The organism is Streptomyces sp. HmicA12 (assembly GCF_000373565.1).
In the GTDB taxonomy this organism is placed as follows: Bacteria; Actinomycetota; Actinomycetes; order Streptomycetales; family Streptomycetaceae; genus Streptomyces.
In genome coordinates this window covers 131,006-146,245 of sequence record NZ_KB891808.1, presented here as the reverse complement: position 1 = coordinate 146,245, position 15,240 = coordinate 131,006, and the positions used below count along the sequence as shown (strand labels likewise).

At 72.1% G+C, this 15,240-nt stretch carries 11 protein-coding genes; 5 read left to right on the top strand and 6 right to left on the bottom strand.

Going from position 1 to position 15,240, the window contains the following annotated elements:
* Window positions 1-68: 68 nt before the first annotated feature.
* The gene (locus B072_RS0117780) at window positions 69-1,157 is read right to left on the bottom strand and encodes a branched-chain amino acid aminotransferase (RefSeq protein WP_018531310.1); all 1,089 of its coding nucleotides are present in this window, start codon (window positions 1,155-1,157) and stop codon (window positions 69-71) included.
* 257 nt (window positions 1,158-1,414) lie between these two features.
* Window positions 1,415-2,458: a 3-isopropylmalate dehydrogenase gene (locus B072_RS0117775; RefSeq protein WP_018531309.1), complete on the bottom strand. Its 1,044-nt coding sequence runs from the start codon at window positions 2,456-2,458 to the stop codon at window positions 1,415-1,417.
* 129 nt (window positions 2,459-2,587) lie between these two features.
* Between B072_RS0117775 and B072_RS0117770 the strand changes: the two genes are divergently transcribed.
* Window positions 2,588-4,156, top strand: a complete 1,569-nt coding sequence (locus B072_RS0117770; protein ID WP_018531308.1) for a purple acid phosphatase family protein — start codon at window positions 2,588-2,590, stop codon at window positions 4,154-4,156.
* 6 nt (window positions 4,157-4,162) lie between these two features.
* On the opposite strand, the gene B072_RS48695 is transcribed toward B072_RS0117770, so the two are convergent.
* Window positions 4,163-4,306, bottom strand: a complete 144-nt coding sequence (locus B072_RS48695) for a hypothetical protein (protein WP_018531307.1) — start codon at window positions 4,304-4,306, stop codon at window positions 4,163-4,165.
* Window positions 4,307-4,768: 462 nt separating this feature from the next.
* Here B072_RS48695 and B072_RS0117760 point away from each other — a divergent pair, with 462 nt between their 5' ends.
* Complete coding sequence (locus B072_RS0117760) at window positions 4,769-5,704, top strand: NADP-dependent oxidoreductase (RefSeq protein WP_018531306.1); 936 nt, start codon at window positions 4,769-4,771, stop codon at window positions 5,702-5,704.
* A gap of 75 nt (window positions 5,705-5,779) precedes the next feature.
* Here the strand turns inward: B072_RS0117760 and pruA are convergent, their stop codons facing one another.
* Together pruA and B072_RS0117750 are read right to left on the bottom strand one after the other, a co-directional pair.
* On the bottom strand, window positions 5,780-7,411 hold the full coding sequence (gene pruA / locus B072_RS0117755) for an L-glutamate gamma-semialdehyde dehydrogenase (RefSeq protein ID WP_026245971.1): 1,632 nt from the start codon (window positions 7,409-7,411) through the stop codon (window positions 5,780-5,782).
* A 91-nt stretch (window positions 7,412-7,502) separates the two neighbouring features.
* Window positions 7,503-8,429: a proline dehydrogenase family protein gene (locus B072_RS0117750; RefSeq protein WP_018531304.1), complete on the bottom strand. Its 927-nt coding sequence runs from the start codon at window positions 8,427-8,429 to the stop codon at window positions 7,503-7,505.
* Window positions 8,430-8,597: 168 nt separating this feature from the next.
* On the opposite strand from B072_RS0117750, the gene B072_RS0117745 reads away from it, so the two are divergent.
* Entirely contained in the window at window positions 8,598-9,821 is a 1,224-nt protein-coding gene (locus B072_RS0117745; protein ID WP_051127212.1) for a helix-turn-helix domain-containing protein, read from the top strand.
* Between the two features lie 22 nt (window positions 9,822-9,843).
* Here B072_RS0117745 and B072_RS0117740 read toward each other — a convergent pair whose 3' ends face one another.
* Window positions 9,844-10,413, bottom strand: coding sequence for a TetR/AcrR family transcriptional regulator (locus B072_RS0117740; RefSeq protein ID WP_018531302.1), 570 nt, complete (start codon window positions 10,411-10,413; stop codon window positions 9,844-9,846).
* Window positions 10,414-10,509: 96 nt separating this feature from the next.
* On the opposite strand from B072_RS0117740, the gene B072_RS0117735 reads away from it, so the two are divergent.
* Together B072_RS0117735 and B072_RS0117730 are read left to right on the top strand one after the other, a co-directional pair.
* Entirely contained in the window at window positions 10,510-12,084 is a 1,575-nt protein-coding gene (locus B072_RS0117735; protein WP_018531301.1) for an MFS transporter, read from the top strand.
* Between the two features lie 121 nt (window positions 12,085-12,205).
* A complete protein-coding gene (locus B072_RS0117730; RefSeq protein ID WP_018531300.1) occupies window positions 12,206-15,196 on the top strand; it encodes a helix-turn-helix transcriptional regulator in 2,991 nt (996 codons plus the stop codon).
* Window positions 15,197-15,240 lie beyond the last annotated feature (44 nt).

Sequence of the window (15,240 nt, the reverse complement as noted above, 5' to 3'; positions counted from 1 at the left end):
CAGGCCCGAGCACGCGAAGGCCCCCGCGCCTCGACCGAGGGGTGCGGGGGCCTTGAGCCGGGAGGGTGTCAGCCGATCTTGTGCATCCAGCCGTGCGTGTCGTCGGCCGTGCCGCGCTGCAGGTTGAGCAGGGCGTCGCGCAGCTTCAGGGTGACCGGGCCGGGGGTGCCGTCGCCGTGGGCCCATTCGCCGGACTTGGTCTTGGCCTTGCCGATCGGCGTGACCACGGCGGCCGTGCCGCACGCGAAGACCTCGGTGAGCGCACCGGAGGCCGCGTCCGCTCGCCACTGCTCCAGCGTGATCACGCCCTCCTCGGCGGTGTAGCCGAGGTCAGTGGCGACCTGGAGGAGCGAGTCGCGCGTGATGCCCTCCAGGATCGAGCCGGTCAGGGCCGGGGTGACGATGCGGTCGCCGTAGACGAACGCGACGTTCATCGAGCCGGACTCCTCGACCTTGGTGCGGGTCACCGCGTCGAGGTAGACGACCTGGTCACAGCCGTTGGCCGCGGCCTCGGCCTGCGGCAGCAGCGACGCCGCGTAGTTGCCGCCGGTCTTGGCGTCGCCGGTGCCGCCCGGGACGGCGCGGACGTGGTCCTCGGAGACCCAGATGGTGACCGGCTTCACGCCGCCCGCGAAGTACGCGCCGGACGGGGAGGCGATCAGCATGAACAGGTACTCATTGGCCGGGTGGACGCCGAGTCCGGTCTCCGAGGCGAACATGAACGGCCGCAGGTACAGGGCCTCCTCGCCGCCGTGCGGCGGCACCCAGCCGGAGTCCTGCGCGAGCAGCGCGTCGAGCGCGCCGAGGAACAGCTCGTCGGGCAGCTCGGCCATGGCCATCCGGCGGGCGGAGGCACGGAAGCGGCGGGCGTTGGCCTCCGGGCGGAAGACGGCGACGGAGCCGTCCGGCTGCCGGTACGCCTTGAGACCCTCGAAGATCTCCTGCCCGTAGTGGAGCACGTGCGAGGAGGGGTCGAGCGAGATCGGGCCGTACGGGACGAGCTGCGCGTCGTGCCAGCCGCGCCCCTCCGTCCACTTGATCGTCACCATGTGATCGGTGAAGTGGCGGCCGAACCCGGGGCTGGCCAGGATCGCCTCACGCTCGGCAGCGGAGAGCGGGCTGGCGGAGGGCTTGAGTTCGATCGTGGGCGTCGTCATGGTTGCGTGTCCTTCACCGTTGGTTGTGACGGACCGCGCTCACGTCTGCACTCCTTGTACTAGGACGTCCGAGCTTCCACGTACATCGCGGCCTCGCGTTCGATTATCGCGCGCGCAGAGGTGTGCTCGTAACGGGCCTGGTGAGTGCGGGATGTGGTGCGGCCCAGGGGTCGATGGTTCCACCCGGGGCCGCATACGAGAAGCCGCCGGGTGCGGTGTGCGTCCCGGCGGCTTCGCTACGAAGGTCGAGCGCCGGGTCAGCCGGCTACTACTCGGGCGACGAGCGCGTCGCCGATCTCGTCGGTGGAGCGGACGGCAGCACCGCGCTCGCCGAGGTCGGCGGAGACGGCGGTCTCGATGCGCGTGGCCTGCTCCTCGTAGCCGAGGTGACGCAGGAGGAGGGCGACCGAGAGGACCGTGGCGGTCGGGTCGGCCTTGCCCTGACCCGCGATGTCCGGGGCCGAGCCGTGGACGGGCTCGAACATCGACGGGAACTCGCGGCCCGGGTTGATGTTCCCGGAGGCCGCGACGCCGATGCCGCCGGAGACGGCAGCGGCGAGGTCGGTGATGATGTCGCCGAAGAGGTTGTCGGTGACGATCACGTCGAAGCGGGCCGGGTCGGTGACGAGGTAGATCGTCGCGGCGTCGACGTGGATGTAATCGGTGGTGACCTCGGGGAACTCCTCGGCCACCTTGTTGAAGACGTTCGTCCAGAGGTGCCCGGCGAAGGTCAGCACGTTGTTCTTGTGGACCAGCGTGAGCTTCTTGCGGGGGCGGGCCTGGGCGCGGGCGAACGCGTCACGGACCACGCGCTCCACACCGAACGCGGTGTTGACGGAGACCTCGGTGGCGACCTCGTGCTCGGTGCCCTTGCGGATCGTGCCGCCGTTGCCGGTGTAGGGGCCCTCGGTGCCCTCGCGGACCACGACGAAGTCGATCTCGGGCTGGCCGGCGAGCGGGGTCGAGACACCCGGAAGGAGCTTCGACGGACGCAGGTTGACGTGGTGGTCGAAGGCGAAGCGGAGCTTGAGCAGGAAGCCGCGCTCCAGGACACCGGACGGCACCGACGGGTCACCGATGGCGCCGAGCAGGATGGCGTCGTGCTTCTTGAGGGAGTCGAGGTCGGCGTCGGTGAGGGTCTCACCGGTCGCGTGGTAACGCTTGGCGCCGAAGTCGTAGTCCTCGGTCTCCAGCTTCACATCCTGCGGAAGGACGGCGGAGAGGACCTTCAGACCCTGGGCCACGACCTCCTGGCCGATGCCGTCACCGGGAATCACTGCGAGATTGATGCTGCGAGACATGCCAGCACCGTACTCCCTGTCCCATGGGATGACATGCGTTGTCCATCATCCGGACAGGTCGCCGTGCGGTCGCCCGCTGTTCACCCCCCGGTGCGGCCGTAGTTGGGGTCTGCTGGGAAGTTGACCCCCATGGAGACCCCGGACGTCGGCATCCCGCCGGACCTCGCGCGGCGGATGAGCATGCCCGAGCAGTACGAGTACCTGCGGACGCGGTTCGGCAGGCGGCGGGCCCTGCTGACGGCGGGCGCCGTGGCCGCGGGCGGACTGCTCACGGGCTGCTCGGACGGCTCCGCGCCCCGGACGAGGGAATCGGCGTCGGCGTCCGCCACGCAGGGCGCGGCGCTGCCGCCCTTCGGCCGCCATCTCGCGTTCGGCGCCGACCCGAGGACGCAGATGCGGATCGCCTGGCAGGTCCCGCGCGCGGTGCGGAAGCCGTACGTCCGGATCGGCCTGCGCCCCGACGACCTGAGCCGGCGGATCGCGGCCGAGGTACGCGATCTGCACACGCCCGGCGTGGAGGGGGTACGGCTCGCGCTCGATCAGTTCTACGTGCACGCGGCCCTGGACCGGCTGACACCCGGCACGACGTACTACTACGGCGTCGGCCACGACGGCTTCGATCCGGCCTCGCCCGCGCACCGCTCGACCCTGGCGCGGTTCCGCACGGCCCCGGCCGCGCCCGCGGCCTTCACCTTCACGGCCTTCGGCGACCAGGGCGTGGGAGAAGCGGCCGCGGCAAACGACCACCTGATGCTGCGCCAGGCCCCGGCCTTCCACCTGCACGCCGGCGACCTCTGCTACGCGGACGGCACCGGGCACGGCAAGAAGACGGACGGCTACGACCCCGGTTTCTGGGACCTGTTCATGAAGCAGAACGAGCAGGTCGCCCGCACCGTCCCGTGGATGGTGACGACCGGCAACCACGACATGGAGGCCTGGTACTCCCCCGAGGGCTACGGCGGCCAGCTGGCGCGCTGGTCCCTGCCGGACAGCGGCTTCGACGCGACGTCGACACCGGGCGCGTACACGTTCACGTACGGCAACGTGGGCGTGGTGGCACTGGACGCCAACGACGTCAGCTACGAGATCACGGCGAACCTGGGCCACAGCGACGGCCGGCAGACCGCGTGGCTGGAGCGGACCCTGAAGGAACTGCGGGCCGCGCCGCACATCGACTTCGTCGTCGTGTTCTTCCACCACTGCGCGTACTCGACGTCGGCGCACGCCTCCGACGGCGGGGTCCGCAAGGCATGGGTCCCGCTGTTCGACCGGCACCGGGTGGACCTGGTGATCAACGGGCACAACCACGTCTACGAGCGCACCGACGCCGTGCGCGGCGGCGCGGTGGGCCGGGCCGTGCCGATCGGCGGCACGACGGACCCGGCGCGCGACGGCATCGTGTACGTCACCGCGGGCGGCGGCGGTCGGGACCTGTACGGCTTACGGCCCGGCAGCAAGGAGAGCTTCGAAGGGCACGAGGAGCGACACGCAGACAACGCGGCCGTCGACAGCTTCGTCTGGGCGACACCGTCGCGGCGGACGAAGAACGAGACCGTTCCGTGGTCACGGGTGCGCTATCGCGGGTTCTCCCTGCTCAAGGTCGAGGTGGAGACCGGCGCGCGCCCGCGCCTCAAGGTGTCCGCGCTGGCCGGGGACGGCACGCGCATCGACCACTTCGAGGTGGAGCGGGGTGCTTGAGCGGTCTCAGTGACCGGTCTCGCCGCCGTTGTCCCTGCGGTCCAGGGCGCGCTGGAGAGCGGCGGCGGCGATCTTCGCCGTCCTGCGGTCGGCTTCGGTGGACGGGGAGACGTGACGGACTCGGCGGCGAGCGGGCGTCGCAGTGGCCATGGTGATCGACTCCTTGAGATCACATGAGGTCACGCGCGGAAGTGCGCGGGATCCACGGGGATTTCGAGGCGCCGGAAGGGGCGGGGAGCGGGAGCTGCAGGGGTTGCCTGCCTGGTGCTCGGCTCACGACCGCCATTCGCCGGATCGGGCGAGACGTTCGGCTCCTACAAAGCTAGGACAGGTCTCTGATTCTGTCTCCACAATTACTCGGACTTCCTACTATCTGAGACGGACCTCACGCCACTGGCCCCATCAGCCCCCGCAGCCCCATCAGTCACAGAAGGGCCCCGCTCACCCGTACGCGGCCGACAGCGACTCCATCCCGGGCCCCGACTCCCCTTTCCTGTACGGGAGTTGTGATCGTGGAGGCGTTATGGCGCGGGGGGCGGCCGCACTCCACGATGGACCCAGCACCGGCCGGGCCACGGTGGTCCGGCCGGACCCCTGGGGAGGAGTCCCACCATGCGCGTGATGACTCAGCGGCGGCTCGGCGGACCCGAGGTGCTCGAAATGGTGGAGGCGCGACTGCCCGAGCCGCAGGAGGGCGAAGTGCTGGTCCGGGTGCACGCGGTCGGCGTGAATCCGGTGGACCGGCTGGCCCGCACCGGTGAGTCACCCCTCTTGGGCGACCCGCCGTTCACCGTCGGCCGGGACCTGTCCGGGGTGGTCGAGACGTGCGGCGGGGACGTGACCGGGCTCCGGCCCGGCGACGAGGTGTTCGGGATGATCCGCGGCGGCGCCTACGCCGAGTACGTGACCGTCCGCGTCGAGCACCTCGCGCCGAAGCCGGCGACGGTCGACCACGTGCACGCGGCCGCGGTCCCGACCGCCGCGCTCACCGCCTGGCAGGCCCTGATCGACACCGGCGCGGTGGGCCCGGGACGCCGGGTGCTCGTGCACGCCGCGGCGGGCGGCGTCGGCCACATCGCGGTGCAGATCGCCAAGGCCGAGGGCGCGTACGTCATCGGCACCGCCCGCGCCGACAAGCACAGGTTCCTGCGCGACCTCGGCGTGGACGAGCCCCTCGACTACACGACCACGGACTTCGCCCTCACGGTCCGCGACATCGACGTGGCCCTCGACCTGATCGGCGGCGCCTACGGGCCCCGCACCCTGGCCACTTTGCGCCCGGGCGGTCTCCTCGCCTCGGCGGTCCTCTCCGACCCGGGCGTCATCGCGGAGGACGGGGAGGCCCGCGGGGTGCGCTGCGCACGGGTCGCGGTCCAGCCCTCGGGGGCGACGCTGCGCAAGGTGGCGGCCCTGATGGCGGCGGGCCGGATCCGCCCGCACGTGTCGGCCGTGCTCCCTCTGGCGGAGGCGGGCAAGGCCCATGAGATGAGCGGAACGGGCCGCACCCAGGGCAAGATCGTGCTGACGGTCACGGACCACGAGGGCTGATTCCAGCGGCGCAGAACACGCCGCCCCCGGCCGGGGTGGGGCCCTGGACCGGGGGCGGGGTTGTGGGGGCGGGCGTCAGCCCATGTGCGGGTACGTGTACTCGGTCGGCGGGACCAGCGTCTCCTTGATGGCGCGGGTCAGCGTCCAGCGCGTCAGGTTCTGCGGGGCACCGGCCTTGTCGCAGGTACCGGAGGCGCGGCCGCCACCGAACGGCTGCTGGCCGACGACGGCGCCGGTCGACTTGTCGTTGATGTAGAAGTTGCCCGCGGCGTAGCGGAGCTTCTCCATCGTGTGCGCGGCGGCGGCGCGGTCGTTGGCGATGACCGAGCCGGTGAGCGCGTAGTCGGAGGCCGACTCCATCTGCTCCAGCATGGCGTCGTACTGGTCGTCCTCGTAGACGTGGATCGCGAGGATCGGGCCGAAGTACTCGGTCGTGAAGACCTCGTTGGCCGGGTCGGTGCACTCGACGACGGTCGGGCGCACGAAGTAGCCGGTCGAGTCGTCGTACGTGCCGCCCGCGACGATCGTGCAGGACGCGTCGTCCTTGGCACGGTCGATGGCCGCCTTGTTCTTGGCGAAGGAGCGGTCGTCGATGACGGCGCCGATGAAGTTCGACAGGTCGGTGACGTCACCCATGGTGATGCCGTCGACCTCGGCCGCGAACTCCTCCTTGAACCCGTCGTTCCAGATGGACGCCGGGATGTAGGCGCGCGACGAGGCGGAGCACTTCTGGCCCTGGTACTCGAAGGAGCCGCGGGTCAGCGCCGTCTTGAGGACGGCACGGTCGGCGCTCGGGTGGGCGACGACGAAGTCCTTGCCGCCGGTCTCGCCGACGAGACGCGGGTAGGTGCGGTACTTCTCGATGTTGTTGCCGACCGTCTTCCACAGGTGCTGGAAGGTCTTGGTCGAGCCGGTGAAGTGGATGCCGGCCAGGTCGCGGTGGTTCAGGGCCACCTCGGAGACGGCGAGGCCGTCACCGGTCACCAGGTTGATGACGCCCTTGGGCAGACCGGCCTCCTCCAGGAGCTGCAGGAGCAGCACGGCGGCGTGGGTCTGCGTCGGGGACGGCTTCCAGACCACCACGTTGCCCATGAGGGCCGGGGCGGTGGGCAGGTTGCCCGCGATGGCCGTGAAGTTGAACGGCGTGATCGCGTAGACGAAGCCCTCCAGCGGGCGGTGGTCCATGCGGTTCCACACGCCGGTGGAGTTGGCCGGCGGCTGCTCGGCGAGCAGGTTGCGGGCGTAGTGGACGTTGAAGCGCCAGAAGTCGACGAGCTCGCACGGGGTGTCGATCTCGGCCTGCTGGGCGGTCTTCGACTGGCCGAGCATCGTGGAGGCGGCCATCGTCTCGCGCCACGTGGTGGAGAGCAGCTCGGCGGCGCGCAGGATGATCGCGGCGCGGTCGTCGAAGGCCATCGCGCGCCAGGCGGGGGCGGCGGCCAGGGCGGCGTCGACCGCGTCCTGGGCGTCCTGCTCCGTGGCGTTCGCGTACGTACCGATGACGGCCTTGTGGTTGTGCGGCTGCACGACGTCGAAGCGCTCGCCGCCACCCATCCGACGGACGCCGCCGATGGTGCAGGGCAGCTCGATCGGGTTCTCGGCCAGCTCCTTGAGCTTGGCCTCCAGGCGGGCACGCTCCGGGGAACCGGGGGCGTAGCCGTGCACCGGCTCGTTGACCGGGGCGGGGACCTGGGTCACGGCGTCCAGGGTCATGGTCCGTAATCTCCTTCGGGGGTCGGGGAGTCGGGAACGTTTTACGTATGACGCACGCGCGTCATACGTATGACGACGGTGGGGCTCAGCCCTTGGTGAGGACCGAGCGGGCGAAGAACAGCAGGTTGGCCGGCTTCTCCGCGAGGCGGCGCATGAAGTATCCGTACCAGTCGGTGCCGTACGCGGTGTAGACACGCATCCGGTGGCCCTCGGCGGCGAGCCGCAGGTGCTCGTCGCTGCGGATCCCGTAGAGCATCTGGAACTCGTACTCGTCCAGCTTGCGCCCGGCCTGGCGGCCGAGCTCCTGCGCGATGGAGATCAGGCGCGGGTCGTGGGAACCGATCATCGGGTACCCGGAGCCCTCCATGAGGATGCGCATGATCCGGACGTACGCCTTGTCGATCTCGGCCTTGTCCTGGTAAGCGACCTCGGCGGGCTCCTTGTAGGCGCCCTTCACGATGCGCACGCGCGAGCCGGCGGCGGCCAGGCGGCGGGCGTCGTCCTCGGTGCGGAAGAGGTAGGACTGGATGACGCAGCCGGTCTGCGGGAAGTCCTTCCGCAGCTCCTCGTGGATGGCGAACATCGAGTCGAGGGTGGTGTGGTCCTCGGCGTCGAGCGTGACCGTGGTGCCGATGGCGGCGGCGGCCTCGACGACCGGGCGGACGTTGGCGAGGGCCAGCTCGTGGCCGCCCTCCAGCGCCTGGCCGAACATCGACAGCTTCACGGACATCTCGGCCTTGGTACCCAGGCCGAGGTCCTTCAGGTGCTGGACGAGCTCAAGGTAGGCGTCGCGCGCCGCGTGGGACTGCTCGACGGTGGTGATGTCCTCACCGACGACGTCGAGGGTGACTTCCAGGCCCTTGGCGGCGGCGTCCTGAACGATCGGGATCACCTGGTCGACGGTCTCGCCGGCGATGAACCGGTCGACGACCTGCTTGGTGCCCGGCGCCGCCGACACGAAGGAGCGCATCTTGTCGCTGCGCGACGCGGCGAGGATCAGGGGAGCCAGCACGGGGCACCTCCATGGAGCATGTGGAGAGGACAGGAGGACGGACGCATAACGCCGGGCCGAATCACCGCAAAGCGGGTACGGCACGTGGAACCACCGTGAAATCTAAGGATCCCTCCGATCCTGTGCCATCGACAGCTGTCACGCATCTGTGGCCGCCACCTCAGACAGATGTATGAAGCGACGCCCGGGGTGAGTGAGAATGGTGGGGTGAAGGGCGATTACCAGGAACTGGTCGACGAGATCTCGGCACTGCTCGGCGCCCCCGCGACGCTCGAGAACCGCGACTTCCGGCTGATCGCGTTCGGCGCGCAGCTCAGCGACGGTGACGGAGGCGGGGCCGGGGGCAATGACTTCGACGCGTCGGCCCTGGACCCGGTCCGCACCCGCTCGATCCTGACGCGCAGCTCCACGCCCGAGGTCCGTGCCTGGTTCGAGGGCTTCGGCATCGCCCGTGCCAAGGAGCCGGTCCGCATTCCGGCGACCCCGGAGGCCGGCGTCTATCGCGGCCGGATCTGCCTCCCCGTACGCCATCGGGGCATCGTCCTCGGCTACGTATGGCTCCTGGACGACGAGCCGGGACCCACGCAGGAGCAGCTGGACGCGGCGATGGAGGTGGCGGGCCGGATCGGCGCGCAGCTGGCGGACGAGGCGCAGGCCGGCGCCGATCTGACCCGCGAGTTCCACTCGGTGCTCACCGCCGAGCGCGGCTGGCAGCGCGACATGGCGGTGGCGGCGCTCCGGACGGCCCTGGGGGCGCGGGCGGACGGACTGCACACGGTGGTCTGCGTGGCCCCCTGGCCGTCGGCCGACCCCGACGACGCGCCCTCCGTCCGCACGCTCCCGGCCGCGGACGCCCTGTGCACCGTCCCCTGGGGCACGACGGGCCAGTGCCTGGCGCTCCTTGTGCGCCTGCGCTCCTCGGAGGTACTGACCCCGGCGCTCGCGGCGGCGGCGAAACTGCGGGCCCGCGCGGGCGGCACCCCGGTCGCGGCCGGCATCGGCGCCCCCCGCACCGACCTTGCCGAACTCGCCGCGGCCTGGCACGAGGCGCAGGCCGCGGCCCGCACCGCCCTGGCCAACCCGCGCCTGGGCCCCGACACGCAGTGGTCGGCGATCGGCCCGTACCGCCTGCTGACCTCGCTCCCCGCCGAGACCGCCCACGACCCGACGCTGACCGCGCTGCTCTCCCCCGCCCACCACCAACTGGCCCACACCGCCGAGGTGTTCCTCGACTGCGCGGGCCAGGCGGGCCGCACGGCGGCCGCGCTCGGCATCCACCGCCAGACCCTCTACTACCGCCTGTCCCGGGTGGAACAGCTCACCGGCCTCGACCTGGACGAGGGCGAGGACCGACTGCTGCTGCACATGGGGTTGAAGGCGGCGCGGCTCTAGGGCCCCTGGGCCGGGTTGCCGTCTAGCCGGCCGTCTCCATCAACTGCCGCAATCCCTCGGTGAGTTCATCGGCGCTCGGCGAGAACTCCGGGTCGAAGGTGTGCTGGGCGATGAGTCCGAGGACCAGCACCGAGAAGAACTTGCCGAGGGTGTCCACGCTCGGGTCGTCGGCCGGCGGCTCCTCCCCCATGATCATGCCGATGAAGCCGCGCCCGGCCTCGCGCTGGGCCGCCGACATGTGCGCGCGCAGGGCCGGGAGCTTGTCGCCCAGCGTGATGAGCTCCACGCTCAGGTGCCAGATGGAGCCGGGCTTGCCGAGGCTGTCGGTGATCCCGCCGACCACGGCCCTGAACCTCTCCAACGAGCCCGGCGCGCCCGCCGGTTCGTGCGGCCCGCCCCACTCGTCGCCCGCCTTCTCGGCCAGCGCCACATAGGCCTGCGCGAGCAGCGCGTCCTTCGACCCGTAGTGGTAGCCGATCGACGCCAGGTTCGTCCCCGACTCCTTGACGATGTCGCGCGCGGTCGTGCGCGCGAACCCCTTCTCCAGAAGTACGCGCTTGGCGCCTTCGAGCAGATCCTCGCGATGTCCCATGCCTTCAGCCTACCCAGAATCCAGACGAACGTCTTAAACGAAAGTCCCATACGCTCGTACTAGACAAGCGTTTAAGACGTCCGTATGGTTCCTGTCATGACGAACTCGACGGGCACCACCACGACCCCCGACTCCCGTGCGGGGCGCAAGGAATGGACCGCACTCGGCGTCCTGATGCTGCCGCTGCTCCTCGTCTCCATGGACGTCTCGGTCCTCTACTTCGCGATCCCCGCGATCAGCGCGGACCTGGAGCCGAGCGGCACCCAGCAGCTGTGGATCTTCGACATCTACGCGTTCGTGCTCGCCGGCCTGCTGATGACGATGGGCTCGCTCGGTGACCGCATCGGGCGCCGCAAGCTGCTCCTGATCGGCGCCGCCGCCTTCGGCACCGCCTCCGTCCTCGCCGCGTACGCGAACAGCGCCGAGACCCTCATCGCCGCCCGCGCGCTCCTCGGGATCGGCGGCGCGACGCTCATGCCGTCCACCATGGCGATCATCCGCACGATGTTCACCGACGCCGGCCAGCGCGCGAAGGCGATCGGCCTGTGGTCGGCCGTCATGACCGGCGGCGTCGCGCTCGGTTCGGTGATGAGCGGTGTCCTCGTCGAGTACTTCTGGTGGGGCTCGGTCTTCCTCGTCAACCTGCCCGCGATGGTGCTGCTCCTGGTCCTCGGCCCGTTCCTGCTGCCCGAGTCGAAGAACCCCGAGCCCGGCCGCTTCGACCTGCTCAGCGTGCCGCTGTCGATGGCCGCCGTGCTGCCCGTCATCTACGGCATCAAGGAGATCCCGTCCGAGGGCTGGAACGTGCGGTACGTCGTGTCGATCACCGTGGGCCTGCTGTTCGCCGCCCTGTTCGTGCACCGCCAGCGCACCGCGAAGTCCCCGCTGATCTCCCCCGTACTGTTCCGCGGCCGGGGCTTCGCCCCCGCCGTCGTCCTGAACCTCGTCTCCTCCTTCGGCATGATGGGCTCGGCGTACTTCACCACCCAGTACCTGCAGTCCGTGCTCGGCAAGAGCTCGATGTCGGCCGCCCTGTGGGCGCTGCTCCCCACCGTCCTGGTCGGTGTGGCGGCGCCCGTCGCCGCGCAGCTCGTCGACAAGGGCGTGCACCGCGCCCACGTCGTCGCCGGCGGCTTCACCGTCGCCGCCGCCGGGTACGGCTTGCTCGCCCTCGCCGGCACCGACTCGCTGTGGCTGGTCCTGGCCGGCGCCGGTGTCCTCGCCGCCGGGATCGTCACCGTGATGTCCCAGATGATGGACCTGGCGCTCGGCACCGTGCCGGTCGCCAACTCGGGCTCCGCAGCGTCCCTGTTGGAGACGGGCGCCGAGTTCGGCGGCGCCCTCGGCATGGCCGTCCTGGGCTCCATCGGCACCGCGGTCTACCGCCACGGCATCCCGTCCGACGCCCCGGCCGCGGCCCACGAGACGCTGGGCGGCGCCCTCGCGGTCGCCGGGCAGCTGCCGGGCGACGCGGGGTCGGCCCTGACCACCGTCGCACGGGAGGCGTTCACCGACGGCATGCGGGCGGCGGCCGTCGCGGGCGCGGTCCTGCTGCTCGCCGCCGCGGTCCTCGCCATCGCCTCCCTGCGCAAGGTGCGGGTGCGCGACACGGAGACGGCGTCCGAGGAGACCGCACCCGTCGAGCCGACCTGCGGGAGGGCGACCGTCTGACATCCCACCGGCCGGGCGCCGGGCGGGCCGGACCCTCCGGCCGGCCCGGCGCCGTCGCGCTCCCGCCCACCGGGGACGGCTGGCCGAGAGCGATGCCGGCGGAGCGTGCCAGGATGGGCACGTGGCACAGACATTCGGTACGCCGTTCATCGGCCGGGAGGACGAACTCGCCCGGCTCACCGGCGTGCTGGAGCGCGCCAGGGCCGGCGAACCGCGCGCCGTCCTGCTGGCCGGGGACGCGGGCGTCGGCAAGACCCGCATGCTCACGGAGGCCGCGGCCCACGCCGCGGGCACCGGCACCATCGTCCTGACCGGCCACTGCGTGGACCTCGGCGACGTGGGTCTGCCGTACCTCCCGTTCACGGAGATCCTCGGCGCGGCGGCCGCCGACGAGCGGCTCGCCCCTGCCTTCGCCGCGCACCCCGCGGTGAACCGCCTGCTCGGCTCGGCCCCGGGGACCGGCTCCGCGCCCGACCCCGGCAGCCGCCTGCAGCTCTTCGAGGGCGTCGCGGGACTCCTCGCGGACCTGGCCGGCCTGGCCCCGCTCCTTCTGGTCGTCGAAGACCTGCACTGGGCGGACCAGTCGTCACGCGACCTGCTCCGCTTCCTGCTCAGCCGGGGCGTCCTGCAGCGGCCCGGCCCCGGCGACCCGCCCCGGCGCCTCGCCCTCTTCGCCTCGTACCGCACGGACGACCTGCACCGCCGCCACCCGTTGCGACCCCTGCTCGCCGAGCTGATCCGGCTGTCCACCGTGGACCGCCTGGAGCTGCGCCCCATGGCCGACGCGGACGTGGCCCGGCTCGTGCGCGCGCTGGGCAGCGGTCCCGTCCCCGACAGCACGGTCCGCCACATCGTCGACCGGGCCGAGGGAAACGCCTTCTACGCCGAGGAGTTGCTCGCCGCGCTGCCCGGTGACCACGGCCCCGGCATGCCCGGCGATCTGGGCGGGCTGGGCAGCCTGGTCGACGTACTGCTCATCCGGATCGAGCAACTCTCCGAGACCGCACAGCAGGTGCTGCGCACGGCGGCCGTCGCGGGACGCCGGGTCGGCCACGACCTGCTGCGCGATGCCGTCCAACTGCCCTACGAGGAGCTGGAGTCGGCGCTGCGCGAGGCGGTCGGGCACCAGCTGCTGCTGCCGGGGGACGACGCGACGTACTCGTTCCGCCACGCCCTCACCCGCGAAGCCGTCTACGCGGATCTGCTGCCCGGCGAGCGGGTCCGGCTGCACGGCCTTTTCGCCGAACTCCTGCGCCGCGAGGGCCACTCGGCGGAGAGCGCGGCGGAGCGCGTCCACCACTCGCGCGAGAGCCACGACCTGGCCGACGCCCTGACGGCTTCCCTGGAAGCCGCCGACCACGCCCGGCGCGTCGGCGCGCCCGCCGAGGAGCTGCGCCACCTGGAGACCGCGCTCGAACTGTGGGCCGTGACGGACCCGTCCGCCCACCCCGAGCATGGCGACACGGTCACCCTCGGCCTGCGCGCCTCGGCCGCCGCCGCCCACGCCGGCGATCCGCACCGCGCCGTCCAGCTCACCCGCTCCGCGCTCGCACAGGCCGGCTCGGACGCCGACTCGGAACTCGCCGCGCGGGTGCGCTACACCCTCGCGGGCAACCTGATGCGGATCGACAACCTCCAGGCCGCGTTCCGGTACAGCAGCGAGGCGCTCGCGCTGATCCCGGCCGAGCCGCCCTCGCCCACCTGGGTGTGGGCGGCCGCGACCCACGTCATGGCGGCGCGGTACGTGGGCCGTGACGAGGACGCCGAGCGCGTCGCCCGGCAGGCGCTGGACATCGCCGAACAGCTCGAACTGGCCGACGCCCGGGCCGACCTGACGATCTCCCTCGTCGGCCTGGACGCGCACAACCGGCGCACCCCGCAGGGCCGGGAGCGGCTGCTGCAGGCCCGCGACCTGGCCCGCACCGCGGGGAACCTCCCGGTGGAGATGCGGGCGCTCTACAACCTGGCCATCGGCCACTACGAGTCCGGGGCCCTGGACGCGGCGCTGACCTGGATCGGCGACGGCCTCGACCGCGCCCGCCACGCCGGCCTGCTCTCGTCTCCGTACGCCCTGGAGCTGCGCTATCTGCAGTCCCTGCTGCTCTACACGCTGGGCCGCTGGGACGAGTGCGCGCGGGCGGCCGCCGCCGACAGCGCACTGCTCACGGCCGCGTCCGCGTTCGCCACCGCGCCGGCGCTGTACGTCGCCCTGGCCCGCGGCGAGCTGGACGCGGCCGCCGCCGGGGCCCGCGCGCTGCTCGTCGACGACGCCGACTGGATGGCGCTGCTCGTCGCGAGCATCGTGCTGACCGACGCGGCGGCGCTGCGCGCGGATGCCGAGGACTGCGTACGGCAGCTGCACACCTCGACCGAGGCGCTCACGGAGACCTCGGGCTCCGAGGGCCGGCCCGACGCCGTGGTGCGGCTCGCCGCGCTGGCCCTGTCGGCGGTCGCGGACGCCGCGGAGGAGGCTCGCCTGTCCGGCGACGCGGCAGGCGCCGGACGCTGGGCGAAGACCGCCGCCGAGCTGGTGGAGCTGGCCCGGGACACGGCCGCTCGGGGCGAGGACGGCACCGAGCAGGGGCCCGAGGGCCTGGCCTGGCTGGCGCGCGCCGAGGCCGAGGGGGTGCGCGCCGCCACCGGCCCGGACGTCGCCGCCTGGGAGCGGGCGGTGACCGCCTGCGACTACGGCGAGCCGTACGAACTGGCCCGCTGCCGACGGAGGTTGGCCGAGGCCCTGCTGACCGCCGACCGCCGCGAGGAGGCCGCCGAGCAGGTCCGCGCGGCCCGGGAGACCGCGGTGCGGCTCGGCGCCGAGCCGCTGCGCGAGGCCCTGGACGCCCTGATCCGCCGGGGCCGCCTCGGGGACACGCAGGCCACCGGGGACCGCATCGCCGCGCTGACCGCCCGGGAGAGCGACGTGCTGCGGCTGCTCGGCCGCGGCCGCACCAACCGCCAGATCGGCGAGGAGCTGTTCATCAGCGGCAAGACGGCGAGCGTCCACGTCTCGAACATCCTCGCCAAGCTGGGCGCCACGAGCCGCACCGAGGCCGTCGGCATCGCCTACCGCGAGGGCCTGATCGAGCCGGAGTCCACCGCGCCGTCCACCTGACGCCCGTACGCGCGCAACGGCCGAGGGCCGGGTCACCCGTGGGT